The sequence below is a fragment of the Streptomyces sp. Y7 genome, from assembly GCF_043195415.1.
Lineage (GTDB): Bacteria > Actinomycetota > Actinomycetes > Streptomycetales > Streptomycetaceae > Streptomyces.
The window spans coordinates 88,438-113,795 of sequence record NZ_JBIDDQ010000024.1; the positions used below are offsets into that span (position 1 = coordinate 88,438).

Sequence of the window (25,358 nt, forward strand, 5' to 3'; positions counted from 1 at the left end):
GGCACACACCAGAAAGGCCCCGATCCGGGGATCGGGGCCTTGACTGTGGCTGGGGCCGGGGTCGAACCGGCGACCTATCGCTTTTCAGGCGATCGCTCGTACCAACTGAGCTACCCAGCCATCAAGGCTTCATCGAAGCCTTGGCGGTCCTGACGGGATTTGAACCCGCGGCCTCCACCTTGACAGGGTGGCGAGCACTCCAAACTGCTCCACAGGACCTTGCGTTGCGTACGACAGTGTCGCACACCGTACTGCGTGCCCCCAACGGGATTCGAACCCGTGCTACCGCCTTGAAAGGGCGGCGTCCTAGGCCGCTAGACGATGAGGGCTATCGGCCCGCCTGGGCGCTTCTCAGCGCGTCGGGGACGTGAGAAGCATATGGGATGGCGGGAGGTATCGCCAAAACGGTTTACGGGGACGGGCTGGGGGACGAGTCCGCCGGGCTCGGGGCGTCCGTCGCGCCCGGCTGGTTCTCCTCCACCAGGTGGCGCCGCACCTCCGCGGTGGTCAGGCCCAGGCCGCCCAGTTCGATCTCGTCCCAGGCCTGGAGGCGCCGGGTCTGGCGGTCGAAGTAGAGGACCGAGGTCTGGATCGGGTCGGGGTGCTTGCCCTCGACCGCGCGCAGGCCGCTGCCGCCGGTGGAGCCTTCCAGGCGCAGCCGGGTGCCGTACCGCATGACCTCCATCTCCTGGTGGTGGAGATGGCCGGCCAGGGCGAGCGGGACCTCGCCGTCCGTCTGGCGGGCGGCGACCGGTTCGTGGGCGACGGCCACGTCGACGGGGGTGCCGGCGGCCCGCTGGTCGCGCAGGGACGTGGCCAGGCGGGCGCCCGCGAGTTCGTTGGCCGCGTCGCCGCCGGGGACCGTGGAGCGGTCGGGGGTGAACTGGGGGTCGCCGATGCCGGCGAAGCGCAGGCCGGCGATGGTGCGGGCCTGGCCGTCGTCGAGGACGTGGACGTTCTCGAGGTCTTCCAGGTAGCGCTGGGTCAGCCGGGAGTCGTGGTTGCCGCGGACCCAGACGTAGGGGGCGCCGAGGTCCTCGATGGGGTCGAGGAAGCCGTTCTCGGCGGCCGTGCCGTGGTCCATGGTGTCGCCCGAGTCGACGATCACGTTGACCTTGTACTGGCTCACCAGCGAGGCGATGATCTTCCAGCTCGCCGGGTTGAGGTGGATGTCGGACACGTGCAGGACGCGGATGGTGCTCGGGTCCGGGGCGTAGGCGGGGAGCGTGGAGGTGGCGTCGTAGAGCTTGGTCACGTTGGTGACCAGGCGGGCCAACTCCTTCTGGTAGACGTCGAATTCGGTGACGATGCTGCGGGCGTTGCCGACCAGGGACGGGGCGGAGGAGAGCAGGCCCGAGAACTTCGGTTCCAGGACGGACTCGGGGTTCCAGGTCGCGTAGGCCGTGCCGCCCGAGGCGGCCAGGAGGGTCAGGGCCATGCCGCCGGCGGCCAGGGCGCGGCGGGGGCGCCGGTAGACGGCCAGGCCGAGGGCCGCGGCGCCGGTGACGACGGCCACGCAGCTGCGGACGGCCAGGTCACGGGTGCCGTGGGCGACGTCCTGGGCGACCTCCTGCTGGAGGCCGGAGAGCCGTTCGGGGTGGTCGACCAGGGCCTGGGCGCGCTCGGGGTCGAGCTGGTCGACGTTGACGTCCAGCCGAACGGGTGCGATGTGGCTGTCCAGCTGGAGGGCGCCGAGCGGGGAGATGTTGATCTTCGTGCCGCCGGTGATGGACGGGCGCAGCGTCATCGTCGTGTTCATGGGGCCGACCGGGACGCGCACGTTGCCGACGATCAGCAGGCCGAGCCAGGCGCCCAGCAGGACCACGGTGACCAGGCCCAGGGCGCGCGTCCAGGGGTGCGGCTGGGTGACGAGTTCCAGGGTGGGCAGCGGGCGGCGGGTCGAATAGCGGCGGGCGAGGGCGCGCGGGGCCCTGGGGACGTGGGCGAGAACTTTCAGGACTGCGGCGGGGACGCGGGCCATTGGTCCCGTATGCCCAAGGGCGTGGGTGGATATGCGGGGCCGTTGGCGGCTCCTTCCGGGGCGGGTCGTACCCGACAATGGGCCTGTGCTGGAGATGACGCGCGAGGAGTTCGAGGAACTGGTCGCCGAGGCGCTGGACCGGATTCCGCCGGAGCTGACACGGCTGATGGACAACGTCGCGGTGTTCGTCGAGGACGAACCGCCCGCGGACGACCCCGAGCTGCTCGGGCTGTACGAGGGGACGCCGCTCACCGATCGCGGGGAGTGGTACGCCGGGGTGCTGCCGGACCGGATCACGATCTACCGGGGACCGACGCTGCGGATGTGCGAGTCGCGGGAGGAGGTCGTCGCGGAGACCGAGGTGACCGTGGTGCACGAGATCGCCCATCACTTCGGGATCGACGACGAGCGGCTGCACGCGCTCGGCTACGGGTGAGGGAGCGCCGGCGCGAACGGCCGGCGGGCCGTGCCGCGGGGCGCGTGTCCTCTTGTGGGCGGCGGGAGTTGGGCAGGTTGACTTCTTCGCCCGCCACTGGAGGTGGCCCCCGTGCGCCGTTTGTACGTACCTGTCCGTCTGGCCGCCACGGTGGTGGCCGTGGCCGCTGCCGCCGGCTGTATGAGTGTCGGCGACGACGACGGAGGCGGGAGCGCGAAGCCGTCGCACTCCGCGGGGCAGCGTGGTGGTGAGGCGCCGGACGGGGGTTCGGCCGTGTCCGGGGGCGGGTCCGGGTACGGCGCCCACGGCGACGACGGCAGACCGGACAAGGCGAAGGGCAAGGGCAAGGGCGGGAAGAAGGCCGGGAAGTCGGCGTCCCCGTCGGCCGCGCCCTCGGCGAAGACGAGCGCGTCCGTGCCCGTGGGCGGCGGCGGGCCGGTGAAGCCGGGCCAGACCGAGAACCCCGGTCCCACACGGACGGCCGAACCGACGCCGACCCGTACGGTGGAACCGGAGCCGACGCCCACCGAGCAGCCGACGACCGCCACGCCGACGCCCACGCAGGCCGAGCCCTCGTCGTCGGCCCACGAGGAGACCGGGCCGCAGCTCGGGCAGCGGGAACCGGCGCCGGCCACGGGGGCGCCGGCGTGAGGTTCGAGGGGGCGGGCGGCGGCGTCGGGAGTGACGTTGCCTACACCGGCCACGGTCGGTTTGCCTAGGGGGGCTCTGGGTGCGTATGGTGGTAGATCGTTTGATCCCATTTGCCCGGCGCCAACGCAGAGCGCGCCGTGTGGCGCGTACTCTCCCTTGCCGTGGCTGACCGCATTGAGGCGGTCTTATTGCGAATCACGGAGTTGACGGGCGCGTGCCGACGAGACTCCGGAAGGTTTCGCATACGCATGTCCATTTCCAGTACTGATCACGTCGTCGTGCCCGAGAACGGCGAGAACACCGACGAGACGACCGCCCCCGAGATCACCTTCGCGGACCTCGGTCTGCCCGAGGGCGTCGTGCGCAAGCTCGCGCAGAACGGCGTGACCACCCCCTTCCCGATCCAGGCCGCGACCATCCCGGACGCCCTGGCCGGCAAGGACATCCTGGGCCGCGGTCGCACCGGCTCCGGCAAGACGCTGTCGTTCGGCCTCCCGACGCTGGCCCGCCTCTCCGGCGGCCGCACCGAGAAGCACAAGCCGCGCGCCGTCATCCTCACCCCGACCCGTGAGCTCGCGATGCAGGTCGCGGACGCCCTCCAGCCCTACGGGGACCAGCTCGGCCTGAAGATGAAGGTCGTCTGCGGCGGTACGTCCATGGGCAACCAGATCTACGCCCTGGAGCGTGGCGTCGACGTCCTCGTCGCCACCCCCGGCCGGCTGCGCGACATCATCAACCGCGGCGCCTGCTCCCTCGAGGACGTCGAGGTCGCGGTGCTCGACGAGGCCGACCAGATGTCCGACCTGGGCTTCCTGCCCGAGGTCACCGAGCTGCTCGACCAGGTTCCCGCGGGCGGTCAGCGGATGCTGTTCTCCGCGACGATGGAGAACGAGATCAAGACCCTCGTCGACCGCTACCTGACGGACCCGGTCCTGCACGAGGTCGACGCCGCCCAGGGCGCGGTGACGACCATGTCGCACCACATCCTGATCGTGAAGCCCAAGGACAAGGCGCCGGTCACCGCCGCGATCGCCTCCCGCAAGGGCCGCACCATCATCTTCGTCCGCACCCAGCTGGGCGCCGACCGTGTCGCGGAGCAGCTGCGTGACGCCGGTGCGAAGGCCGACGCGCTGCACGGCGGCATGACGCAGGGCGCCCGGACCCGGACCCTCGCCGACTTCAAGGACGGCTACGTCAACGTCCTCGTCGCCACCGACGTCGCCGCGCGCGGCATCCACGTCGACGGCATCGACCTCGTCCTGAACGTCGACCCGGCGGGCGACCACAAGGACTACCTGCACCGCGCCGGCCGTACGGCCCGTGCGGGTCGCACCGGCACGGTCGTCTCGCTCTCCCTGCCGCACCAGCGCCGCCAGATCTTCCGGCTGATGGAGGACGCGGGCGTCGACGCCGGGCGGCACATCATCCAGGGCGGTGCCGCGTTCGACCCGGAGGTCGCCGAGATCACCGGCGCCCGTTCGATGACCGAGGTGCAGGCCGAGTCGGCCGGCAACGCCGCGCAGCAGGCCGAGCGCGAGGTCGCCCAGCTCACCAAGCAGCTGGAGCGGGCGCAGCGGCGTGCGGTCGAGCTGCGCGAGGAGTCCGACCGGCTCGTCGCCCGGGCGGCGCGCGAGCGTGGCGAGGACCCGGAGACCGCGGTGGCCGAGGCGCAGGCGGCGGCGGTCGAGGCCGCCGAGGCCGTCGAGGTGGCCGTGCCCGAGCAGCCCGCGGCGCAGGACGTCGAGCGGGGCGAGCGTCCGCGCGGCGGCTTCAACCGGGACCGTGAGCGTTCCTTCGACCGTGACCGTGGCGGGCGTTCCTTCGAGCGCCGTGACGACCGGGGCGGCTTCAACCGGGACCGTGGCTCCGAGCGTCGTGACAACGACCGTGGCGGCTTCCGCCGTGACGACCGTGGTGACCGGGGTGGCCGTTCCTTCGACGGTGACCGTGGTGGGCGTTCGTTCGAGCGTCGTGACAACGACCGTGGCGGCCGTTCCTTCGAGCGCCGTGACAACGACCGTGGCGGCTTCCGCCGTGACGAGCGTCCCGCGGGCCGTTCCTTCGAGCGTCGTGACGAGCGCGGCGGTCACCGCGGCAGCGACCGTCCCTTCAACCGCGACCGCCGCGACGACCGCCCGGGCTTCCGCTCCGGCGGCCACGACCGCCCGTACGGCCGTCGCGACGACCACCGCGGCACCGGCGGCTCGTCCTTCGGCCGTCGCGACGACAAGCCGCGCTGGAAGCGCAACGGCTGACCTCGGAAGGTTCCGCAGGATGCGAGGCATCCGCTGGTTCCTGAGGCACTGAGCGATCAGCGCCGTGGCCCATCCCTCATCGGGGTGGGCCACGGCGCTTTTGCATGGCCGAAAATCCGTGCGAACCCGGTTATGATCAGCCAACTTCTGAGAGGAGCACGACACCTGGGAGTCGGTGGCCGGGGGGCCGAAGGACCGACGCGGGGTCGCAGCCGCCTCTCATGCCATTGGGGAGGGTCCTTTTCTTGGCTCGTCATGCCTTTGTACGGCTGATCACCGCGTCCTCGGTGATCGTGGCCGGCCTCGCTCCGCTGCTGCCGACAGCGGCCGCGGCGGACACACCGCAGGAGACGATCGTCCCGGCCACGCCGCGTAACTCCCCTTTGTGGGCGACGCTGTACCAGCCGGACACCCTGTACGGAACGGACGCCGTCGGCGCCGAGGGCATGTACCACCGGCTGGAAGGCAGTTCGCGTCTGCTGTGGACGCGCTACTCCGACGGCCGCTCCGTCGAGGTGCCGTCGGTGCCGGGCGGATACCCCCTCGGCACGGGCAGCGACATCCTCGCGTACCGCCACGACGGCGGCCGTATCGACCTGTGGAACCCGGTCGACGGCTCGACCCGTACCTTCCGGACGCCGACCGGGCACACCGTGCTCGGCGTGTACGGCACGACGGTGGTGACCTGGAGCCCCGTCACCCACGCGGACGGTACGACCTCACGCGTGCATCATCTGCTGGAGGTCGGTCCCGACGGCACCGTCGTCGACACCGAGGTGGGCGGGATCCCGGAGGGCATGTCGCTGGGGACCCCGCGCGGCGCCGACGTCTCGGGTGTCGTCTTCAACGCGGTGCTGGACGACGGCTGGCGTGTCGTGGCCGTGGACCGGCACACGGGCCGGGTGCAGAGCTGGTCCGGTTCGCTGCCGAGCAGTCGTTACGCCTACCTCAAGCTCTCGCCCGAGCACGTCGCCGTGTACAGCCGAGAGCTGGACGCCAAGGTGCTGGTGCTGTCCCGCACCGACCTCTCGGCCGCTCCTGTCGAGGTGGACCTGGAGGAGAACCGGTCCGACAGTTCCGTCAGCGACCTCGCGGTCGTCGGCGACTGGCTGGTCAGTCTCCCGGTGACCGGCGACCACGTGACCGCCAAACCCATCGCGGGGGGTGCGGATGTGCGGCTGTTCACGGTGGCCGGGCGCGACGTGGCGACGGCGTCGGACGGTTCCGCCGTGGCTGTCGGCGGAACCGGGGACGGCGACTGGGGCATCCAGCGCATCCACGCCGACGCCTCGGGCCGTCCGGTCGTCACCCGGGTGAAGGCGCTGCCGAAGCCGCCGGCCCGGATCCAGGGCATCTCCCTCGAACAGGGCCGCCTGGTCGTCACCGACACGAGCAAGGAGGCGCAGCGTGACGACTACGTACGGACCGTCGCGGCCACCGGTGCGCCCGAGTTCGGTGAGCGGTCCGACTTCACGCCGTCGCCGGACTCGACCGTCGTGATGGACGCGTGTCCGGCGCTGGACATCACGTGCTCGCGGGTCTTCGGGACCGCCGACGGCCGGATCGTCTGGCTGGAGCACGGCTCCGAGGCCGAGGTGCTGCGGGTCAACGGTCCGACGGACGCGGGGTTCTGGCAGCGGGGTGTGCCCGCCGACGGGATCGTCACCGATGTGTCGGGGCAGTACGTCCTCTACGCGACGCCGGGTGCGTCGTACGTCTACCGGATCGGCGGCAGCGGTGCCGAGGTCGCGCGGACGTCCGCGGCCGCCGCCCTCTCCGGCGACGTCCTGTGGACGCCGGCGACGTCCCCGGGCGCGGTCACGGCACTGAACCTGTCGACGAGGACCTCCAGCACCGTCACCACCGACGCCGGCTGCATCCCCGTCGAACTGCAGGCTCTCGGCCGCTACCTGTACTGGAACTGCGAGAACCGGGCCGGTGTCTACGACCGGACGCTGAAGAAGTCCGTGCCCGTGCCGACGGGCGAGGCCAAGCTCGGCGACGGGTACGTCGTCACCCATGACAAGCAGGCCGGGAAGCTGACGATGACCGCGGTGGCGGGGGGCACGGCGGTCGACCGGGTCATCGGGGATCTGCCGGACACCGGGGTCGCGCAGCGCGACGTGCGCTGGACGGTGGACGAGTCCGGCGCCAACGCGGCGTACGTCGATACCGAGGAGCGCGTCCACCTCGTACCGTCCGGAGTCCCGCAGCAGCCGCTGCGGCTGCTCGGGCCGGCGCAGAACGTCGCGTCCGTCCAGGCGCGCGCCACGGGCGCCGTGCCCGACACCCTGACCACCGTGCTGCTGTCCAAGCCCTCGGCGGGCTGGAAGCTGACGGTGCGGAACAAGGCGGGGAACGCCGTCGCCACGACCACCGGCGGTGCGGCGCGTGGTGAGCTGAGCGTCGGGTGGGGCGGGGACGACCCCGCGCGCACCGGTGTCGCGTTCCTGCCGAGCGGCTCCTACGACTGGACGCTGAGCGTCACGCCCGCGGACGGTGCGGGAGCCCCGCTGGAGGTGCGAGGGTCGGTCAGGCTGCTGCGCGGCGACCCGGTGCGCCACGACCACGCGGGACCGGACGGGTTGCCCGACGGTACCGGCGACCTGCTCACCCTCAACTCCTCCGGCACTCTCACCTTCCAGCAGGGCACCGGCAAGGGCGGTTTCTCCGGGAAGGTCTCGGGGAGCGGCTGGTCGACGAAGGCGGTCGCGGTGCCGTTCGGGGATCTGAACGGCGACCGGTGCAATGACGTGCTGGTGCGGATGAGTGACGGTGCGCTGCGCGGCTACAAGGTCAAGTGCGGTCAGGCGCCCGCCACTTCGATGTCGTACGTGAAGCTCGGCACCGGCTGGAACGCCTACGACGTGCTCACCTCACCCGGCGATCTGACCGGCGACAAGCGGCCCGATCTGCTGGCGCGCAAGGCGTCGACCGGGGACATCCATCTCTTCGCGGCCAAGAGCGACGGGACGCTGGCGGCCGGCAGGAAGATCCGTTCGGCGTGGACCGGTTACCCGAAGATCGTGGGCGCCGGGGACCTGAACGGCGACGGTCACGGGGACGTTCTCGCCCGGGACCGGTCCGGGACGCTGTGGCGCTACAACGGGCTCGGCAACGGGCTGTTGAAGGACCGGGTGAAGGTCTTCGCGAACTGGGGCACGGGCTACGACGTCATCGTCGGGCCCGGGGACATCACCGGCGACGGCAAGGCCGACCTCGTCTCGCGGGACGGCAGCGGCGATGTCTGGCGCAACAACGGTGACGGCAAGGGGTCTTTCGGCGCCCGAGTGAAGATCGCCGGTGGATGGCAGGGCTACAAGGGCATCTTTTAGCCATGTTGTGACGCATGTCACGTCCCCAGTGCGGGAATCGCTGGGGACATGACAGATGACGCCATAGCGAGCGGGCGGTCGGACGGAAAGCTCCCGGACGGAAGACCTCCGGACGTGCGGCTCTCCGACGAAGAGCGGCTGGCCCAGCTCGGCTACACGCAGGTTCTCGCCCGCCGCATGTCGGCGTTCTCCAACTACGCGGTCTCCTTCACGATCATCTCGGTCCTCTCGGGCTGTCTGACGCTGTATCTGTTCGGGATGAACACGGGCGGCCCGGCGGTGATCACCTGGGGCTGGGTGGCCGTCGGCCTGATGACCCTGTTCGTGGGGCTGTCGATGGCCGAGATCTGCTCGGCCTACCCGACCTCCGCCGGCCTGTACTTCTGGGCGCACCGGCTCGCGCCGTCGCGTACGGCCGCCGCGTGGGCGTGGTTCACGGGCTGGTTCAACGTGCTGGGCCAGGTCGCGGTGACCGCGGGCATCGACTTCGGGGCGGCGTCCTTCCTCGGCGCCTATCTGAACCTCCAGTTCGGCTTCGAGGTGACGCCGGGCCGCACGATCCTGCTGTTCGCCGGGATCCTGGTGCTGCACGGTCTGCTGAACACCTTCGGCGTGCGGATCGTCGCGCTGCTCAACAGCATCAGCGTGTGGTGGCACGTGCTGGGCGTCGCGGTGATCGTCGGCGCGCTGGCCTTCGTGCCGGACCGGCACCAGTCCGCGTCCTTCGTCTTCGGCGAGTTCGTCAACAACACGGGCTGGGGCAGCGGGGTCTACGTGGTCCTGCTCGGGCTGCTGATGGCCCAGTACACCTTCACCGGCTACGACGCCTCCGCCCACATGACGGAGGAGACGCACGACGCCTCGACGGCCGGCCCGAAGGGCATCGTGCGGTCGATCTGGACGTCGTGGATCGCCGGTTTCGTGCTCCTCCTCGGTTTCACCTTCGCGATCCAGTCGTACGAGGGCGCCCTCACCTCCCCGACGGGCGCGCCGCCCGCGCAGATCCTGCTCGACGCGCTCGGGGCGACGGCGGGCAAGCTGCTCCTGCTGGTCGTCGTCGGGGCGCAGCTGTTCTGCGGGATGGCGTCCGTGACGGCCAACAGCCGCATGATCTACGCCTTCTCGCGCGACGGCGCCCTGCCCTTCTCGCACCTCTGGCACACGGTCAGCCCGCGCACCCGGACACCGGTCGCGGCGGTGTGGCTGGCGGCGGGCGGGGCACTGGTGCTCGGCCTGCCGTATCTGATCAATGTGACGGCGTACGCGGCGGTGACGTCGATCGCGGTCATCGGCCTGTACATCGCGTACGTCATCCCGACGCTGCTGCGGGTGCGCAAGGGAGAGGCGTTCGAGCGCGGGCCGTGGCATCTGGGCCGCTGGTCGCGGATCGTTGGCGTGGTGGCGGTGGGCTGGGTCGGCGTGATCACGGTGCTGTTCATGCTGCCGCAGGTCTCGCCGGTGACCTGGGAGACCTTCAACTACGCCCCGGTCGCCGTCCTGGTCGTCCTCGGCTTCGCCTGGGGCTGGTGGCTGGCCTCGGCCCGGCACTGGTTCCTCAACCCCGGGCACGAGCGGAACATCGCCCGGGAGGCGGGGCGGGTGGGGGCGCCCGAACCGGTGGATCCGTAGCACTTCGGTGCGTGAGGGCTCATTCCGGCACCCTGTGCCACCGCCGACGCGGCCGTGACCCCGATACCCGATCGGAGACTCGGCCACGTCGGGCTATGCTCGGGGTGGCAACATCGCCTGGGCCCTTAGCTCAATTGGCAGAGCAGTGGACTTTTAATCCATTGGTTGTGGGTTCGAGTCCCACAGGGCCTACGGTTCGCGGACGGTGAGAGACCGTCCGTTCTGCTTGCGGCGCCCGGGTCGACTTTGGTCGGCCCGGGCGCCGTTGCGTTGTCCGGGGCCTGTCGGCGCTCCCGACTTCTCACGTTCTTGCTTGCGTCCATCCGTGAGGTATGGCTACTGTCGTCTCACGGATACATTCACTCGCAACCGTGAGGTCTGACTGTCGATGGCTGCCACCCGCATCACCAGTGAGCAGGTTCCCGTCCGTGTCTTCGGTGGTCCCACCGCCCTGATCGAGTACGGCGGCCTGCGGATTCTCACCGACCCCACGTTCGACGCGCCCGGCGACTACCCACTGGGCGGTGGCCGGGCCCTGACCAAGACGGCTCCCGCGTCGGGCTCGGTCGGTGAACTCGGCCGTATCGACCTGGTGTTGCTGTCGCACGACGAGCACCCCGACAACCTCGACGTCTCCGGGCGGGCGCTGCTCGCCGACGTACCGCTCACGCTGACCACGCCCGGCGGGGCCCAGCGGCTCGGCGGGACCGCGCGTGGGCTGGCGGACTGGGAGTCGGTGGAGGTGGAGCGGCCCGGTGGAGGTGTCGTCACCGTGACCGGGGCGCCCGCGCTGCACGGGCCGGGGGAGCGGGCGCAGCTCGAAGCGGTCGTCGGACAGGTCGTCGGATTCGTGCTGACCGGGGACGGGCTGCCCACCGTCTATGTCAGCGGGGACAACGCCCAGCTCGGGCCGGTCGAGGAGGTCGCCGAGCGGTTCGGGCCGGTGGACCTCGCCGTGCTGTTCGCCGGCGCCGCCCGTACCCCGGTCCTCGACCGGCAGCTCCTCACCCTCGACAGCGCGCGGGCCGCCGAGGCCGCCGGGATTCTCGATGCGCGGCGGATAGTCCCGGTCCACTTCGACAGCTGGGCCCACTTCACCGAGGGCCGCGAGGAGTTGGCGGCCGCCTTCGAGGCCGCGGGGCTGACCGAGCGCGTGCAATGGGGGTGAGTGGCACCCGGTGCCCTCCGGGGGCAGGCCGAGCACGGTGCCGGCCGGGCAGGACGATTCCCCCCTCGGCGCAGGGCGAGTTCCCGCCGGCCCGTGATCTCCTCTCCGTGAACCCTCGAACCCTCCGCAGAGAACGGTCCCTTGAGGAGAGCGGGCTCAGCCGGCGCTGAGCTTCGTCAGGTCGCCCAGCGGCAGGGTGTGCTGGGTCTGGAGGACCTTCGCGCGCAGGAATCAACAGATTTCCCGTCCGGGTCACGAGCAGGACTTGCCCGAACGCCGCCGCCAGGGCACGTCCTCCCCGGCGGCGTTCGCCGTCTCGCCCTGGAAGCCCTCGGTGACCTGCGTGAAGATCTCCTCCAGCTGTCCGACCTGTTCCGGGCTCAGCCGGTCGAAGAGTACCGAGCGCACCGTCTCGACATGGCCGGGCGCCGCGCCCTCCAGGACCGTCATGCCCTCCTCGGTGAGCGCGGCGATGCTGCCCCGCTTGTCCCAGCGGCAGTCCTCGCGCCGGACCAGGCCGTCCTTCTCCAGCCGTGTCACGGCGTACGTGAGCCGGCTGCGGGTGATCTTCAGCCGTTCCGCGAGATCGGTCATCCGGAGCCGCCGTTCCGGGGACTCGGACAGGGTGGACAGGATGGAGTAGTACATGTGAGGCATGCCGGCCTCCTGCTGGAGCTGCCGGTCCAGCGCGTCCTCCACCAGGTGGACGGCGCCGATGTACGCGCGCCAGGCGCGCTGCTCCTCGGGGGTGAGCCAGCGAGTCGTCATGCCATCAGTGTAGGTTTGTTTCAAACTTGAACCAAGATCGAGTCTGCCGAGCCGGAGAGCGCGCCGATGCCGTCGTACCCCTACGTCCTGCTGTCCGCCGCCGTGTCCCTGGACGGCTACCTCGACGACACCACCACCGAGCGCCTGCTGCTGTCCGGCCCGGCCGACTTCGACCGGGTCGACGAGGTCCGTGCGTCGGTGGACGCGATCCTGATCGGCGCCGGCACGATCCGGGCGGACAACCCGCGGCTGCTGGTGAACTCGGCCGAGCGGCGGGCCGCGCGCACGGCGGCGGGCAGGCCCGAGTATCCGCTGAAGGTCACGGTCAGCGCCTCCGGCGAGCTGGATGCGGCGGCCCACTTCTGGCACACCGGCGGCGAGAAGATCGTCTACACGACGGAGAAGGGCGCGGAGCGGCTGCGCCGGTCGCCGGTCGCGGCGGACGTCGTCGTGCTGGGGCCGGAGCTGGACTGGCGGGCCCTGCTGGCGCATCTGCGCGAGGTGCGCGGCGTCGAGCGGCTGATGGTCGAGGGCGGCGGCACCGTCCACACGCAGCTCATGACGCAGGGGCTGGCCGACGAACTGCAGCTGGTGCTGGCGCCGCTGTTCGTGGGCGACCCCGAGGCGCCCCGGCTGTTCGGGCCGGGCGGTTACCAGGGCGGCCGGCTGCGGCTGCTGGAGTCCCGCCCCATCGAGGACGTCGTCCTGATGCGCTACGCGCCCACCGCACCCGGCAGCGGTGCCCTCCCCTCCGCCGCGGACCGGCACTGGCTGGCGCTGGCGTGCGAGCTGGCGGAGCTGTGTCCGCCGTCGGAGACGGCCTTCAGCGTCGGCGCGGTGGTCGTCGCGGCCGACGGGACCGAGCTGGCCCGCGGGCACTCGCGGGAGAGCGGCGATCGGGTGGTGCACGCGGAGGAGGCGGCACTGGCGAAGATCGCGGCCGGGGATCCGAGGCTCGCCTCCGCCACGGTGTACAGCAGCCTGGAGCCGTGCACGCACCGCTCGTCCCGCCCCGTGCCCTGCGCCCGGCTGATCCTCGAAGCGGGGGTCCGCCGGGTGGTGACGGCCTGGCGGGAGCCGGACACGTTCGTGACGGGGGCCGACGGCAGCGGAATGCTCGCGGCGCGGGGCGTGGACGTCCTGGTCCTGCCGGAGTACGCGGAGCGGGCCAAGGCACCCAACGCGCACCTCCTGCCCTGAGCGCCAGGTGTGACGTGGCCCGCACTGGTGACCGAAAAGTCCTGTTCAGGGCAGTGTGCCGGAAAGTCGTGTGCTGAGCGTCCCGCGGATGGCGTACTATTGGTTTCACCGACGCGGGGTGGAGCAGCTCGGTAGCTCGCTGGGCTCATAACCCAGAGGTCGCAGGTTCAAATCCTGTCCCCGCTACTGAAGGCTCAGGGCCGGAACTCATCAGTTCCGGCCCTGAGTGTTTTCCCGGTCGGCTCTCACCGCTCGCTCCCCGCCTCCGCTTCGGCAACCCTGGTGGGGTGGAGGAAGGGCGGATCTCATACGTGCGCCGGTTCGTCCGGTCGCTCCCCGCCCTGCTGATCGCGATGGGTGCCGTGTACGACCACGTCACGCCCACCGACTTCACCGGTGCTCCCTTCTTCACCGCCGCGCCCCTGGTCGCCGCCCCTCTCTACTCGCTGCGCGGCACGGTGCTCACCGGCGTCGTGGCCGTCACCGTGCTGCTCGTGCTCCGCGGCCTGCACGGCGGCCTGCCCAAGGCGGAGGTGATCACCGAGTTGGTCACCACCGTGGTCGTCTCCGTGCTCGCCGTCCTCATCCATCTCCTCGTCCGCCGCAGCGACGAGCGCCTCGCCTCCGTCCGTGAGATCGCCGAGGCCGCCCAGCGGGCCGTCCTGCCGGAGCCCGCCGAGCGGATCGGCGGCTTCGAGATCGCCGCGCGCTACGAGGCGGCGCAGGAGGGCGCCTCCATCGGCGGGGACCTGTACGCGGTGCAGGACAGTCCGCACGGCGTCCGGCTGATCGTCGGGGACGTGCGCGGCAAGGGCATGAGCGCGGTCGGCGCGGTCGCCGTCGTGATCGGCGCCTTCAGGGAGGCCGCGGAGCAGGAGGCCACGCTGGAGGCGGTCGCGCAGCGGCTGGAGCGGGCCCTGGCGCGCGAGCGCACCCGGCGCGAAGGGATCGAGGCCCGCGAGGGGTTCACCACCGCCGTACTCGCCGAACTCCCGCACGGCGAGGCGATCGTGCGCCTCGTCAACCGCGGGCATCCGTCACCGCTGCTGCTGTACGCCGACGGGACCGTACGGCCGCTGCCCGCCACCGAACCCGCCCTGCCGCTCGGCATGGGCGAACTGGGCGCCTGGCCCGACCGGGCCGACGAGGCCGCCTTCCCGGGCGGGGCCACGCTGCTGCTGTACACCGACGGACTGTCCGAGGCACGGGACGAGGGCGGGCGGTTCTACGACCCCGAGACGGGTCTCGCGGGACGCGCCAACGCGCTGCGCGAACCCGGTGCCCTGCTTGGTGTGCTTTCGGTGGAGGTGAGACGGCACTCCGGTGGAGGAATGGCGGACGACATGGCGCTCATGGCCGTACGCCGGCCCTGATCGTCGTCACCGGGGGTGATCGGACGACCCCCCTCCGCATAACAACTGACACACCGTCAATACCTATGTGGTCTCTGAGGTTTGGCCAACTCGCCCGATTTAGGCCACTCGTGACCCGTAAGTCCAGGCGGAAATCGTTAATGATCAAGAGGAACAGCTTGGAATCCGCACCCCGCGTCTATTAACGTTCGATAACGCAGCGCGGTCGTCCCAGCCGTCACAAGAGTCGGCTCCGTGCGCACGCGCCGAGTCCCGCAAGGGAGCCGGGGAACCACCACCCTGGGGTGAATCGCGCGGATATCGCCGGGAAGTCACGGTTGATATACGCGCGTAGGAGACCTTCCTGCTCCGAACCCGTCAGCTAACCCGGTAGGCGAGAAGGAAGGAAAGGAGTACGCCCACGTGGCGTCCAACCGGCCTGCTCCGCAAGCCCCGTTCGTGCCGAGTCAGCGCAGCACGGAAACCTTCGGCTACGACCGCAACCGCACCGACGAGGGCCCGTTCGAGGAGTGGAACCCCACCGCGGATTCCCTTCGTCCCGTTCGTGGCAGGCACCGCGTCTCCAAGCAGCGTGGCGGGGGACTCGCCCGCAGCTCCACCGTTCTCGGCGTAGGCGTCATAGCCGCCGTCGGCGCGGGCGGCATGGCCAGCGCGAACAGCGGCAAGCCGCCGGTCGCCATCACCATGCCCGACCTGCCGCTGATCTCCGACGACTCCTCCGAGCCCGCCGAGGACACGGCCACCGCCCTCAGCACGATGGGCGAGACGACCGAGCAGACCGCGCAGGGCACCTCGGACGCCGGTGAGGCGCTGCGCAGCCGGATCATCGCGCAGGCCGAGCTCCAGCAGGACCAGATCGACAGCAAGGCCGCCGCGGCCGCCGTCGCCGCCGCCGAGAAGGAGGCCGCCGAAGCGGCCGCCAAGGCGGAGACCGAGGCCAAGGCCAAGGCCGCCGCCGCGAAGGCCGCCGCCGAGGAGGAGGCCCGCAAGAAGGCCGAGGCCGAGCGCCTCGCCGAGCTGGCCAAGCAGTACACGCTGCCGACCTCCTCGTACACGATCACCTCGACGTTCGGCCAGGCCGGCGCCTACTGGTCCTCCGGGTACCACACCGGCCTCGACTTCGCCGCCCCCACCGGGACGCTGATCAAGGCGATCCACTCCGGCACGGTCACCTTCGCCGGCTGGGACGGCTCCTACGGCTACAAGACCGAGATCACCCTCGACGACGGCACCGAGCTCTGGTTCGCGCACCAGTCCTCGATCAGCGTCAGCGTGGGCCAGAAGGTCAACACCGGCGACGTCATCGGCCGCGTGGGTGCCACCGGCAACGTGACCGGCGCCCACCTGCACCTCGAGGTGCACCCCGACGGCAGCACCAACGGCATCGACCCGATGGCCTGGCTCCAGGGCAAGGGCCTCACCCCCTGACCCACCCCGAAACGGGTATCCACTTCTGATCCCCGGCGGTCCTGGCGACGACCCCCCGACGTCAGGGCTGCCGGTTTTCGGCATGTCCGCGGAGCCGGTCAACGCTTCCCGTGCGCCGGCCCGGTCACGTCCGGTACGGGTTGTACGCGGGGTACGGCGCCGTCGGGCCGTACCCGGGCCCGTCGACCTGGCCGTAGGACTGCCAGTAGACCGGCGCCGGCGCCGGGTATGCGTACCCGTACCCGTACCCGTGCCCGTGCCCGTATCCGTGCTCGTGTGCCTGCCGGGCCTGTGCTGAGGCCGCGTGTTCCAGGGCCGGGCGGGCGAACTCCCGGCGGTGCCACAGGGCCTGCAGGAGCTCCTGTTCCCGTACGACGAAGTCCGCGCCGGCCTTCCCGAGGCGTCCCCGGTGCCGCAGGAACGCCAGCGACGTGGCGTAGGCCTCGTATTGCGCGACCGTCCGCGCCGCCGCCCGTCCGCCGCGCCGACGCGCGTACTGCCGGGCCACCCGGCGGTCCCGCATCGAGCCCAGCGCGAACGGCTCGCCCGGCGACAGCCACCCGGCCATGACATAGGCGGGCAGTTCCTCACGCACGGTCCGCAGCTCGCGCTGGCGGGTCCAGATCACCAGCCAGGTCAGCAGCCCGAACGCGGGCACCATGAGGGTCGCGTACACGGCGAAGAAGCCGTACTCGCCGAAGGTGGAGGAGCCGTTCCACAGGGCGTGCATGCCCATCGCGAGCAGCAGGCCGAGGAACGGGAGCAGGACCCGGCGCACATGCTGGCGCTCGCCCGACAGCGCGGCGATTCCGAAGCCGATGCCGGTCAGCACGGTGAAGAGCGGGTGCGCGAAGGGCGACATGATGACGCGGACGAAGAAGGTCGCCGCCGTGACGGAGGCGATGCCGCTGTCGCCGGAGAGCTGGTCGGTACCGAAGGCGGTGCCGAGGTAGAGGATGTTCTCGGTGAACGCGAAGCCGGTGGCGGTGACCCCGGCTATCACCACGCCGTCGACGATGCCGGTGAAGTCCCGGCGGCGGAAGAGGAAGACCAGCAGCACGGCCGCGGCCTTCGCCAACTCCTCCACCACGGGCGCTATGACGGTCGCTCCCAGGGTGTCCGCGTGCGAGGGATCCGCCGTCGCGGTCGCTATCCATCTGGTCGCGAAGCTGTTCGCGACGATCGCTATCAGCGCCGCGGCGCAGGCACCCCAGGCGAAGGAGAACAGCAGATTGCGCCAAGGGCCCGGCTCGACCCGGTCCAGCCAGCGGAAGGACGCCACCAGCAGCGGCACGGGCAGCACGGCGAGCCCGAGTCCGACCAGGAACCCCTCGGTCCCGGTCTGCTCGCGCACCAGCGCGAGGATCACCAGCCCGGAGAGCGCGAGGAGGGTGCTGAGCGCGCCGTAGCGCACCCACCGCCGCTGCCACCAGTGCGCGTGCCGCAGTGCGCCGCCGGTGGGACCGGTGGGGTGCGTCGGGTACGGGGGACAGGTGGCCACGGCATTGACCCTAACGAGGCAGAGGCGCCGCCCGCAGCAGCGCGAGGGGGGCTCGGGCGCCGGTGAGGGGTTGCTGTCGATGCTGCTGTCGATGTCCTCGGCGGACGGTCGTCGGTGCTGTTGTTCCCGCTGCTCCTACCGCTGTACGCGGCGGAAGAGCAGGTCGTTCACCACATGACCCTTGTCCAGTCCCTGGCCCTCGAAACGGGTCAGCGGCCGGAACTCGGGACGGGGCGCGAAACCGCCGTCGGCGACGGTGTTCTCGAAGTCGGGATGCGCCGCCAGAACTTCGAGCATCTGTTCGGCGTACGGTTCCCAGTCGGTGGCGCAGTGCACCAGCGCGCAGGGCCGCAGCCGGGTCGCGGCGAGGTCGAGGAACTCGGGCTGGATGAGCCGCCGCTTGTGGTGCCGCTTCTTCGGCCACGGGTCCGGGAAGTAGACGCGCAGTCCGTCGAGCGCGTCCGGCTCCAGCATCTCCCGCAACAGGATGATGGCGTCGCCGTTGCCCACCCGGATGTTGCCGAGACCGTGGTGGTCGGCGAGGTTGAGGAGGTTTCCCTGCCCCGGGGTGTGGACGTCGACGGCGAGGATGTTGGTGCCGGGGTCGCCGGCGGCCATCTGCGCGGTCGCCTCGCCCATGCCGAAGCCGATCTCCAGGACGACGGGGTTGTCGTTCCCGAACAGCTCGGCCAGGTCGACCACCTGCTGCCCGTCGATGTCCAGGCCCCACTTGGGCCACAGCCGCTGCAGCGCGTCCGCCTGCCCCGCGGTCACCCTGCTGCGCCGCGGCTGGAAGCTGCGGATCCGCCGCTCGAAGTGCGACCCGGCGGGATCGGCCCTGGGCCCGTCCGGGAAACGGGGCTCACCCTTGGCCCGGGTGTGCCGGACGGAGATCCCGGGGACATGGCGCAGCCCGTCCCCACCGGTCTCGGGCTGGGTGGGGGCGGCGGGCCGGGGGGCTTCGGAGGCGTTGAGGGAGTCAGACACAGTGGGGCCGATTTTACGGGGAGCGGGACGGGGAGACCCACGGCCGCTCCCCGACCGCATCCGCGCGGGTCCGCGCCCCCGGGCGGCGCGGGCTGCCGGCTCACACGGAGCCCAGCACCGCCAACGCCCTGCGCGCCACCTCCCGGCCGATCGGCAGGGACGCCGTCGCCGCGGGGCTCGGAGCGTTCAGCACGTGCACGGCCCGGGCGCCCTCGCGGATCAGGAAGTCGTCCACCAGTGATCCGTCCCGGAGCACCGCCTGCGCCCGCACGCCCGCCGCCGAGGGCACCAGATCGTCCGACGTGACCGCCGGCAGCAATCTGCGCACCGCCACCGTGAACGCCCCCTTGGACACCGACCGCCGCAGCTCCCCGGCGCCGTACCGCCAGTGCCGCCGCGCCATCCGCCATGCCCCGGGCCAGGCCAGCGTCGTCCCGACCTCTCCCGGTCGTACGACACCCCAGCCGTAGCCCTCGCGGGCCAGCGCCGGCACCGCGTTCGGGCCGATGTGCACACCGCCGTCGATCCCGCGTGTGAGGTGCACCCCGAGGAACGGGAACGCCGGATCCGGCACCGGATACACCAGTCCCCGCACCAGCTCGGGGCGCGCCAGGGAGTAGTACTCGCCCCGGAACGGCACGATCCGCACCTCCGGCTCGTCCCCGGTCATCCGGGCCACCTCGTCGCAGTACAGCCCGGCGCAGTTCACCAGGACCCGCCCGCGCACCACGTCCCCGGCCGTCGTCCGTACCGCGACCCCCAGGTCCGCCCGCCGGTCGACGCGCTCGACCTGTGCGCCGTAGCGGATCTCCGCCCCGGAGCCCTCGGCGAGCTGCCGGGCGACCCCGACGAAGTCGCACACGCCCGTCGTGCCGACGTGTATGGCGGCCAGCCCGCGCACCTCCGGTTCGTACTCCTCGATCTGCGCCGCCCGCAGCTCCCGTACCGGAATGCCGTTCTCCCGGCCGCGCTGGACCAGGGCGTGCAGCCGCGGCAGCTCCTCGCGCTCGGTCGCGACGATCAGCTTGCCGGTGACGGCGTGCGCGATGCCGTACTCCGCGCAGAACTTGACCATCTCGGCGGCGCCCCGCACCGCGTACCGCGCCTTGAGGGATCCCGGCCGGTAGTAGATCCCGCTGTGGATGACCCCGCTGTTGCGTCCCGTCTGGTGGCGGGCCGGTCCCGGCTCCTTCTCCAGCACGGTCACCCGGGTGCCCGGCGCAGCGCGCGTGATCGCGTACGCCGTGGCCAGCCCGACGATGCCACCGCCGACCACGAGCACGTCACAGTCGTAAGCGATCGCCCGCACCTGCCCCACCTCCCGGTTTCGATAATGCCTTGCGCCACTGACAGCGCGGTCAAACCATCGGAACGCCGCGCTCCGCACGAGGTGCCGTCCGGCGAGGCGATTCCCGGTGATTCCGGGGGAGAACCTGGGGCAGGACCGGGAGATCCGGCCACTCACCTGCCGTGAACCGGCCACCGGACGTTCAAGCTCCGCTTCGACGGTGCGGCAGCCGTCCGGCGGCGTATGGACCGTCACGCCGGCCGCCGGGGCGTGGATCATCACGTCGACCGCCGGGGCAGGAATCATCGCGCAAGCCGCTGGGGCGTGGGTCGTCCCGCAAGCCGCTGGGGCATGGGTCGTCCCGCAAGCCGCTGGGACGTGGGTCGTCCCGTCGGCCGCGTCGATGGCCCGCCGGGCAGCACGAAGGGCGCCACGGACGGGCGGCGGCCCGGGGATGCCGAGCCGCCGGTCTCCCGGGCGCGTCACCTGGGTCCTGATCCGAACGCCGGCCCCTAGGCCGGTGCCATGAGCAGCGGCCGGGCCCGCTCGCGCAGCTCGACGACCCGCGGCTCGTCGCCGTAGGGCTCCAGACGGTGCAGCAGGTCCTTCACGTACTCCGTGGTGCGCGCGGACGATATCCGTCCCGCCACCTCCACCGCCCGCACGCCCTGCTCGCAGGCGGCGTCGAGGTTGCCGGACTCCAGCTCGGCCACCGCCGAGACCACCAGCCGCAGCCCGTGCGAGCGCACGAACTCCTCCGTCGGCTTCGACAGGGCCTGCTCGGTGAACCGCCGTACCTGGCGCGGTGCCTTCAGGTCCCGGTAGCACTCCGCGGCGTCCGCGGCGAAGCGGTCGTAGGAGTAGAAGCCGAGCCAGGACGGGTCGTTGTCGCCCTCCCGGGAGCGCTCCAGCCAGCCCTCCGCCGCCTTCAGGGCGGCGCCGGCCGCCTGCGCGTCATTGGCGCGCGCGTGTGCGCGTGCCTCGACGAGGCGGAAGAAGCTCATGGTGCGGGCCGTAGCGAGCCCTCGATTGCGTTCCAGCGCGGCCTGCGCGAGGTCGACGCCCTCGTCGCCGAAGCCCCGGTAGGTCGCCTGGAGCGACATCGACGCCAGGACGTACCCGCCCAGCGGCACGTCGGCCGCCGCGCGGGCGAGCCGCAGCGCCTGGATGTAGTAGCGCTGCGCCGCCTCCTGCTGCCCGGTGTCGAAGGCCATCCACCCGGCGAGGCGGGTGAGTTCGGCACTCGCCCCGAACAGAGCACGGCCCACTTCGTCGGAGTACGAGCCGAGCAGCAGCGGTGCCGCCTCCACTCGTAGGCACTCGGGCACCATGGACGAACGCCAGTCGCCGCCTCCGTACTTGGAGTCCCAGCGCCTGGCGTCCTCGGCGGCCTCCCGCAGCTTCTGTACGTCGCTGTGGCCGACTTTGAGCGGTGCGCCGGAGGCCTCGGCAGGACTCACCTCGCGCGCGACCGAACTGTCGGCCGGGGTTATCAGCCACCGTGAGGCGGGCGTTGCGTATGCGCTCACCGCGAAGGAGCCGGCCAGCGACTGCCAGATGCCGCCGGAGCCCGCGCGGCGGCCGGCCAGGTCGAGACGGTAGAGCTCCGTCGCCGACTTCACCGCCTGTCCGACGTCCCGGGGGAAGGCGAGGCCCACTTCCGGTGCGGGGTCCGCGTCCGCCAGGCCGATCTCGTGGAGCGGCACCGGGCGGCCGAGCTTCTGGCCGATCGCGGCGGCGATGAGGTGCGGGGCGGCGCCCTGCGGCACCATGCCCTTCGACACCCAGCGCGCCACCGAGGTCTTGTCATAGCGAAGAGTCAGGCCCCGCTGAGCGCCAAGGTCGTTGACGCGCCGAGCGAGTCCTGCGTTGCTGATTCCCGCGAGGGCGAGAACGGCGCCGAGCTTTTCGTTCGGCCCGCGTTGCTCCCTGGACATGCGCCACCCCTCGACACAGACGGCTGCCGCGCTGGCATAACCACGCGGCATTCGTAAACCCAGCGTAGTTCGCCGCATCCCAAGCGTTAAGGGGCATTCTTCCGGATGGCGGGATTGTGGTCCGTACTCAAGTGGGCACCCCCTACGCACAGTTGTGGCGTGCTCCCAGTGTGTGGCCGTGCGCCCGTCCGTGCGCTCTTCTCCGGCCACCGGGGGAGCGGTTCCATGGCTGATGCGTGGGTCGGCCCGCTGTACTGGATCCAGTGGGCTGGGGGATTCCGCCGCCTCCATCCCCGCGGGCGGCGGAACGGTCCGGGGGGCGCACTCCGTTCCCCGGACTGCGCACGCGGCGAGCACGGCGAGTAGTGCGGAGGGCTTGCACGGAGTGTGCGTGAGCCTGTCCCTACGACGCCGATTTGGCCGAAAACCGACCCCGCCTCTCGTGGGTGAATGCCGCTCCTACCATGGCACTTGAGGGCGCGAAGGGAGTTTTTGGGGAGCGTATCGGGGGCGCATTCGCGCCGTGGGTATTGCTTGATCTCGCCGCTCCGGACGGCCGGACCTGCTGGTCCCGCGCGCGTGGATCCCCTTGCTCCGTCCGGGTGTTCAGAGCGCGTGCCGTGGGCCGTACCTGCGCCCGCACGGGCCTGATCGGCCGATCGCGACCTGCTCCGCCGCCGCTCCGGCGCGCGTCCTTCATGGCAGCATGGTGAACCGGTTCGTACGGTGCACTGGTTGTCCACAGCCTGTGGAGGCGTCCATGCGGTGGTTGGTGGGATGGAGCAGCACCGCCGCGGTTGCCGCCGGAATCGGTTCCGCGGGGGCGACCGGCGGCGACGGCGAGACCGTGCACCCGGTGGGGTCCCAACTCCTGTGGGGCGACCCCGATCCGCTGTGGGCGGTCGGCGACTGGCGCCCCGACGAGGTGCGCGTGGTGAAGGCCGACGCGCAGAACCGGATCGCCGTCCTCGGCACCTGCGGGGCGAGCGACGAGCAGCTCCGCCTCGGCCTGTTCGCCGCGCGCGGAGGGGCACTTCGGCACCTGACGGCCTGGTCCGGCAGCTACACGGCCGTGGTCCAGGTCGGCCGCCGGCTCATGGTGTGCGGCGATCTGGCGGGCGCCCGGCCGGTGTTCTACACCCCCTGGGCGGGCGGTACGGCGTACGCGACCGCCGCGCTTCCCCTCGCCGACCTCATCGAGGCCAACCTCGACTTCGGACACCTCGCGGCCCTGCTCGCCGCCCCCGACGTGCCGGCGGCCCTGCACGACTCCACCCCGTACGACGGCGTACGGCGCATTCCGCCGGGGCATGCACTGATCCTGCGCGCCGGAGCACGCGAGATCGCCGGGTACGAGCCGGTCGCCTCGCTCGCGGTGGCGGCGCCGACGGCCGACCCTGACAGCGCGGTCGACGCCGTCCGCGACGCCCTGGTGGAGGCGGTGCGCGCGCGTCTGTCCGCACCCCGCCACGTCCCCGACATCGACCCCGGTCCGGTGCCGGGGATGGGTCCCGCCGAGCGGCGTGCCGCGCGCGGGATGCCGGTGCCGGGCATCGGCGCCGACCTGTCCGGCGGCCCCGCCTCGGGCACCCTCGCGCTGCTGGCCGCCGGCCTCCCGGGCATGCCGGGCACGGTGCTGGGGCACGGCACGGGCGCGGGCGAACGCCTCCTGGCGGTCACCTTCAACGACCTCGCGGTCGCCGGCCGTGAGGCGGAACTGGAGCGGGCGGGCGCCCTCGCGGCCAACCCGCGCCTGCATCACGTGGTGGTGGCCGGCGGCGAGGAGACACTGCCGTACGCCGACCTGGACGGCCCGCTGACCGACGAGCCCGGCCCGAGCCTGGTGACGGCGGCGCGGCACCGCGCCCGCCTCGCCTCCGGCAGCGCCGACCACTTCACCGGCTACGGCGCCCGCCAGGTCCTGGACGCCCACCCGGCCCGTCTCGCGGACCTGCTGATGGACCGCAAACGGCGCCACCTGGTCCGCCCGGTCGCGGCCCTGGCGAAGGCGGACGGCTCGGTGCTGGTCCCCGCGCGCGTGTACGGCGCGGCACGGAAGCTGGCCCGGACCCCGTACCGGACGGGCCTCGAGTCCCTCGCGGACCGTCTGATGGAACGCCGCTTCGACGAACCCGGGGGCGCCGTGGGGGCCTCCCTCGCCGCGCTCACCTGGGCCCGACCGGGTCCCGCGGCGCGCTGGCTGACCGGTGAGGCGCTGGCTGAAGTATCGGTTCGCCTGCAGGGGGTGACGGGGCGCAACGGAGTGGGACCGGGCCAGCGTCCCGGCGACTACCGCGCGCGTGCCGCCCTCGCCCGGTACGCCTCGGACATCCGGGTCCTGGAACAGGCCGCCGAGATCCGCTCCCAGCGCCTGCACACGCCCTTCCTCGACAACCAGGTCGTCCGCGCCTGCCGCGCCCTGCCGGAGGCCCTGCGCGTGCAGCCCGGCGCCCGCGCCGCGATCCTGCGCACGGTCCTGGAGGGCGCGGGCGTGGCCGACCTGCCGCCCGGCTGGGGCGTCCCCTCCCACGCCTCGGCGGCGGTGGCGGCGCGCACGGGCCTGAGGGCGGCCACGGACTCCCTGATGACCCTCTTCGGCACGCCTCTCCTCGCCCAGGCGGGCCTGGTGGAGGCCCGCGTGGTCCGCAAGGCCCTCCGCGCGGCGGCCGAGGGCGAACCCCTCCCCCTGGACGGCCTCGCCGACCTCGTCTCCCTCGAACTCTGGCTCCACCGCCTACTGGCCCGCCGAGGCACCTGCTGGACCGGCACCCCGGCCCGCCAGCGAGCAGTACCGGCAGGGATCAAGCCGCAGCGGGGGGCGTTGGGGACGGGGACGGGGACGGGGGTTCGCAGGCCATCCAGCCCGTCGGGGGTGTGAAGACGCGCCGGGCAGGGGTTCGTGTTCGCAGGCCATCCAGTGCGTCGGGTGTGTGATGACGGGCCGGGCAAGGGTTCGTGTTCGTGGTCCATCCAGCCCGTCGGGCGTTTGATGACGGGCCGGGCGGGTCCCACCAGCCCGTCCGGCGTTTGAGGACGAGGCCGTTCAGGCCGACCGGGGGCAGGGGGCGGAGCCCCCAGGGCGGGGTCGAAGGGGCGGCAGCCCCTGGGGATGGGACGGGTAGGGGCGGCGGGGGCGCAATCCTCCCGGCCGGCACCCACCCGACCACCGCACCCCCTGGCCACTCACCGCACCCGGCCCTGGCCACTCATCGCACCCGGCCCTGGCCACTCATCGCACCCGGCCCTGGCCACTCATCGCACCCGGCCCTGGCCACTCATCGCACCCGGCCCTGGCCACTCATCGCACCCGCCCCCGCCCTCCAACCGCCCCCGCCCCTGACGACCGACCGCCCCCGCCCCGGACCACTAACCACACTGGCCCGGACGACCCACCGCCCCCGCCCTCCAACCGCCCCCGATT

General features: G+C 72.0%; 16 protein-coding genes, 5 tRNA genes and 1 riboswitch. Of the genes, 12 read left to right on the plus strand and 9 right to left on the minus strand.

Going from position 1 to position 25,358, the window contains the following annotated elements; translation table 11 throughout:
* Window positions 1-46 precede the first annotated feature (46 nt).
* The 4 genes from ACGFW6_RS36645 to ACGFW6_RS36660 form a co-directional block, all read right to left on the minus strand.
* Window positions 47-120: transfer RNA gene (locus tag ACGFW6_RS36645), tRNA-Phe, on the minus strand.
* A 21-nt stretch (window positions 121-141) separates the two neighbouring features.
* Window positions 142-219: transfer RNA gene (locus ACGFW6_RS36650), tRNA-Asp, on the minus strand.
* A 37-nt stretch (window positions 220-256) separates the two neighbouring features.
* Window positions 257-329: transfer RNA gene (locus ACGFW6_RS36655), tRNA-Glu, on the minus strand.
* Window positions 330-409: 80 nt separating this feature from the next.
* Entirely contained in the window at window positions 410-1,981 is a 1,572-nt protein-coding gene (locus ACGFW6_RS36660; protein WP_393520089.1) for a metallophosphoesterase, read from the minus strand.
* A gap of 85 nt (window positions 1,982-2,066) precedes the next feature.
* On the opposite strand from ACGFW6_RS36660, the gene ACGFW6_RS36665 reads away from it, so the two are divergent.
* The 7 genes from ACGFW6_RS36665 (at window position 2,067) to ACGFW6_RS36695 (ending at window position 11,455) form a co-directional block, all read left to right on the plus strand.
* Window positions 2,067-2,417, plus strand: coding sequence for a metallopeptidase family protein (locus ACGFW6_RS36665; RefSeq protein WP_328880690.1), 351 nt, complete (start codon window positions 2,067-2,069; stop codon window positions 2,415-2,417).
* A gap of 111 nt (window positions 2,418-2,528) precedes the next feature.
* A complete protein-coding gene (locus tag ACGFW6_RS36670) occupies window positions 2,529-3,068 on the plus strand; it encodes a hypothetical protein (protein ID WP_393520092.1) in 540 nt (179 codons plus the stop codon).
* 248 nt (window positions 3,069-3,316) lie between these two features.
* Window positions 3,317-5,323, plus strand: coding sequence for a DEAD/DEAH box helicase (locus ACGFW6_RS36675; protein ID WP_393520095.1), 2,007 nt, complete (start codon window positions 3,317-3,319; stop codon window positions 5,321-5,323).
* 245 nt (window positions 5,324-5,568) lie between these two features.
* Complete coding sequence (locus ACGFW6_RS36680) at window positions 5,569-8,658, plus strand: FG-GAP repeat domain-containing protein (protein ID WP_393520098.1); 3,090 nt, start codon at window positions 5,569-5,571, stop codon at window positions 8,656-8,658.
* 48 nt (window positions 8,659-8,706) lie between these two features.
* Window positions 8,707-10,287 (plus strand): amino acid permease, encoded by a 1,581-nt coding sequence (locus tag ACGFW6_RS36685; RefSeq protein ID WP_393520101.1) that lies wholly within the window; start codon window positions 8,707-8,709, stop codon window positions 10,285-10,287.
* A gap of 119 nt (window positions 10,288-10,406) precedes the next feature.
* Window positions 10,407-10,479, plus strand: a tRNA-Lys gene (locus tag ACGFW6_RS36690).
* A 196-nt stretch (window positions 10,480-10,675) separates the two neighbouring features.
* On the plus strand, window positions 10,676-11,455 hold the full coding sequence (locus ACGFW6_RS36695) for an MBL fold metallo-hydrolase (RefSeq protein WP_393520103.1): 780 nt from the start codon (window positions 10,676-10,678) through the stop codon (window positions 11,453-11,455).
* 252 nt (window positions 11,456-11,707) lie between these two features.
* Here ACGFW6_RS36695 and ACGFW6_RS36700 read toward each other — a convergent pair whose 3' ends face one another.
* Window positions 11,708-12,223, minus strand: a complete 516-nt coding sequence (locus tag ACGFW6_RS36700; RefSeq protein WP_393520106.1) for a MarR family winged helix-turn-helix transcriptional regulator — start codon at window positions 12,221-12,223, stop codon at window positions 11,708-11,710.
* Between the two features lie 66 nt (window positions 12,224-12,289).
* Between ACGFW6_RS36700 and ACGFW6_RS36705 the strand changes: the two genes are divergently transcribed.
* From ACGFW6_RS36705 to ACGFW6_RS36720, 4 genes are all read left to right on the plus strand, one after another.
* The gene (locus tag ACGFW6_RS36705; protein ID WP_393520109.1) at window positions 12,290-13,423 is read left to right on the plus strand and encodes a dihydrofolate reductase family protein; all 1,134 of its coding nucleotides are present in this window, start codon (window positions 12,290-12,292) and stop codon (window positions 13,421-13,423) included.
* Between the two features lie 112 nt (window positions 13,424-13,535).
* A tRNA-Met gene (locus tag ACGFW6_RS36710) sits at window positions 13,536-13,609 on the plus strand.
* 125 nt (window positions 13,610-13,734) lie between these two features.
* Entirely contained in the window at window positions 13,735-14,796 is a 1,062-nt protein-coding gene (locus ACGFW6_RS36715; protein WP_393520112.1) for a PP2C family protein-serine/threonine phosphatase, read from the plus strand.
* A 233-nt stretch (window positions 14,797-15,029) separates the two neighbouring features.
* Window positions 15,030-15,187: riboswitch (cyclic di-AMP (ydaO/yuaA leader) on the plus strand.
* Window positions 15,188-15,198: 11 nt separating this feature from the next.
* On the plus strand, window positions 15,199-16,224 hold the full coding sequence (locus ACGFW6_RS36720; RefSeq protein ID WP_393520115.1) for a M23 family metallopeptidase: 1,026 nt from the start codon (window positions 15,199-15,201) through the stop codon (window positions 16,222-16,224).
* 124 nt (window positions 16,225-16,348) lie between these two features.
* Here ACGFW6_RS36720 and ACGFW6_RS36725 read toward each other — a convergent pair whose 3' ends face one another.
* From ACGFW6_RS36725 to ACGFW6_RS36740, 4 genes are all read right to left on the minus strand, one after another.
* Entirely contained in the window at window positions 16,349-17,725 is a 1,377-nt protein-coding gene (locus ACGFW6_RS36725; RefSeq protein WP_393520118.1) for a PrsW family intramembrane metalloprotease, read from the minus strand.
* Window positions 17,726-17,860: 135 nt separating this feature from the next.
* Window positions 17,861-18,712 (minus strand): tRNA (guanosine(46)-N7)-methyltransferase TrmB, encoded by an 852-nt coding sequence (gene trmB, locus ACGFW6_RS36730; RefSeq protein ID WP_393520121.1) that lies wholly within the window; start codon window positions 18,710-18,712, stop codon window positions 17,861-17,863.
* 100 nt (window positions 18,713-18,812) lie between these two features.
* A complete protein-coding gene (gene lhgO / locus ACGFW6_RS36735) occupies window positions 18,813-20,021 on the minus strand; it encodes an L-2-hydroxyglutarate oxidase (protein WP_393520124.1) in 1,209 nt (402 codons plus the stop codon).
* A 491-nt stretch (window positions 20,022-20,512) separates the two neighbouring features.
* Window positions 20,513-21,937, minus strand: coding sequence for an MFS transporter (locus ACGFW6_RS36740; protein WP_393520127.1), 1,425 nt, complete (start codon window positions 21,935-21,937; stop codon window positions 20,513-20,515).
* Window positions 21,938-22,697: 760 nt separating this feature from the next.
* Here ACGFW6_RS36740 and ACGFW6_RS36745 point away from each other — a divergent pair.
* The gene (locus tag ACGFW6_RS36745; RefSeq protein WP_393520130.1) at window positions 22,698-24,815 is read left to right on the plus strand and encodes an asparagine synthase-related protein; all 2,118 of its coding nucleotides are present in this window, start codon (window positions 22,698-22,700) and stop codon (window positions 24,813-24,815) included.
* Window positions 24,816-25,358: the final 543 nt, after the last annotated feature.

What these genes read in the sequence shown, in the direction of transcription:
- ACGFW6_RS36660 (WP_393520089.1), bottom strand. Translation starts at nt 1,981, where the DNA reads ATGGCCCGCGTCCCCGCCGCAGTCCTGAAAGTTCTCGCCCACGTCCCC.
- ACGFW6_RS36740 (WP_393520127.1), bottom strand. Translation starts at nt 21,937, where the DNA reads ATGTCCAGGGAGCAACGCGGGCCGAACGAAAAGCTCGGCGCCGTTCTC.
- ACGFW6_RS36700 (WP_393520106.1), bottom strand. Translation starts at nt 12,223, where the DNA reads ATGACGACTCGCTGGCTCACCCCCGAGGAGCAGCGCGCCTGGCGCGCG.
- ACGFW6_RS36675 (WP_393520095.1), top strand. Translation starts at nt 3,317, where the DNA reads ATGTCCATTTCCAGTACTGATCACGTCGTCGTGCCCGAGAACGGCGAG.
- ACGFW6_RS36705 (WP_393520109.1), top strand. Translation starts at nt 12,290, where the DNA reads ATGCCGTCGTACCCCTACGTCCTGCTGTCCGCCGCCGTGTCCCTGGAC.
- ACGFW6_RS36695 (WP_393520103.1), top strand. Translation starts at nt 10,676, where the DNA reads ATGGCTGCCACCCGCATCACCAGTGAGCAGGTTCCCGTCCGTGTCTTC.
- ACGFW6_RS36685 (WP_393520101.1), top strand. Translation starts at nt 8,707, where the DNA reads ATGACAGATGACGCCATAGCGAGCGGGCGGTCGGACGGAAAGCTCCCG.
- ACGFW6_RS36745 (WP_393520130.1), top strand. Translation starts at nt 22,698, where the DNA reads ATGCGGTGGTTGGTGGGATGGAGCAGCACCGCCGCGGTTGCCGCCGGA.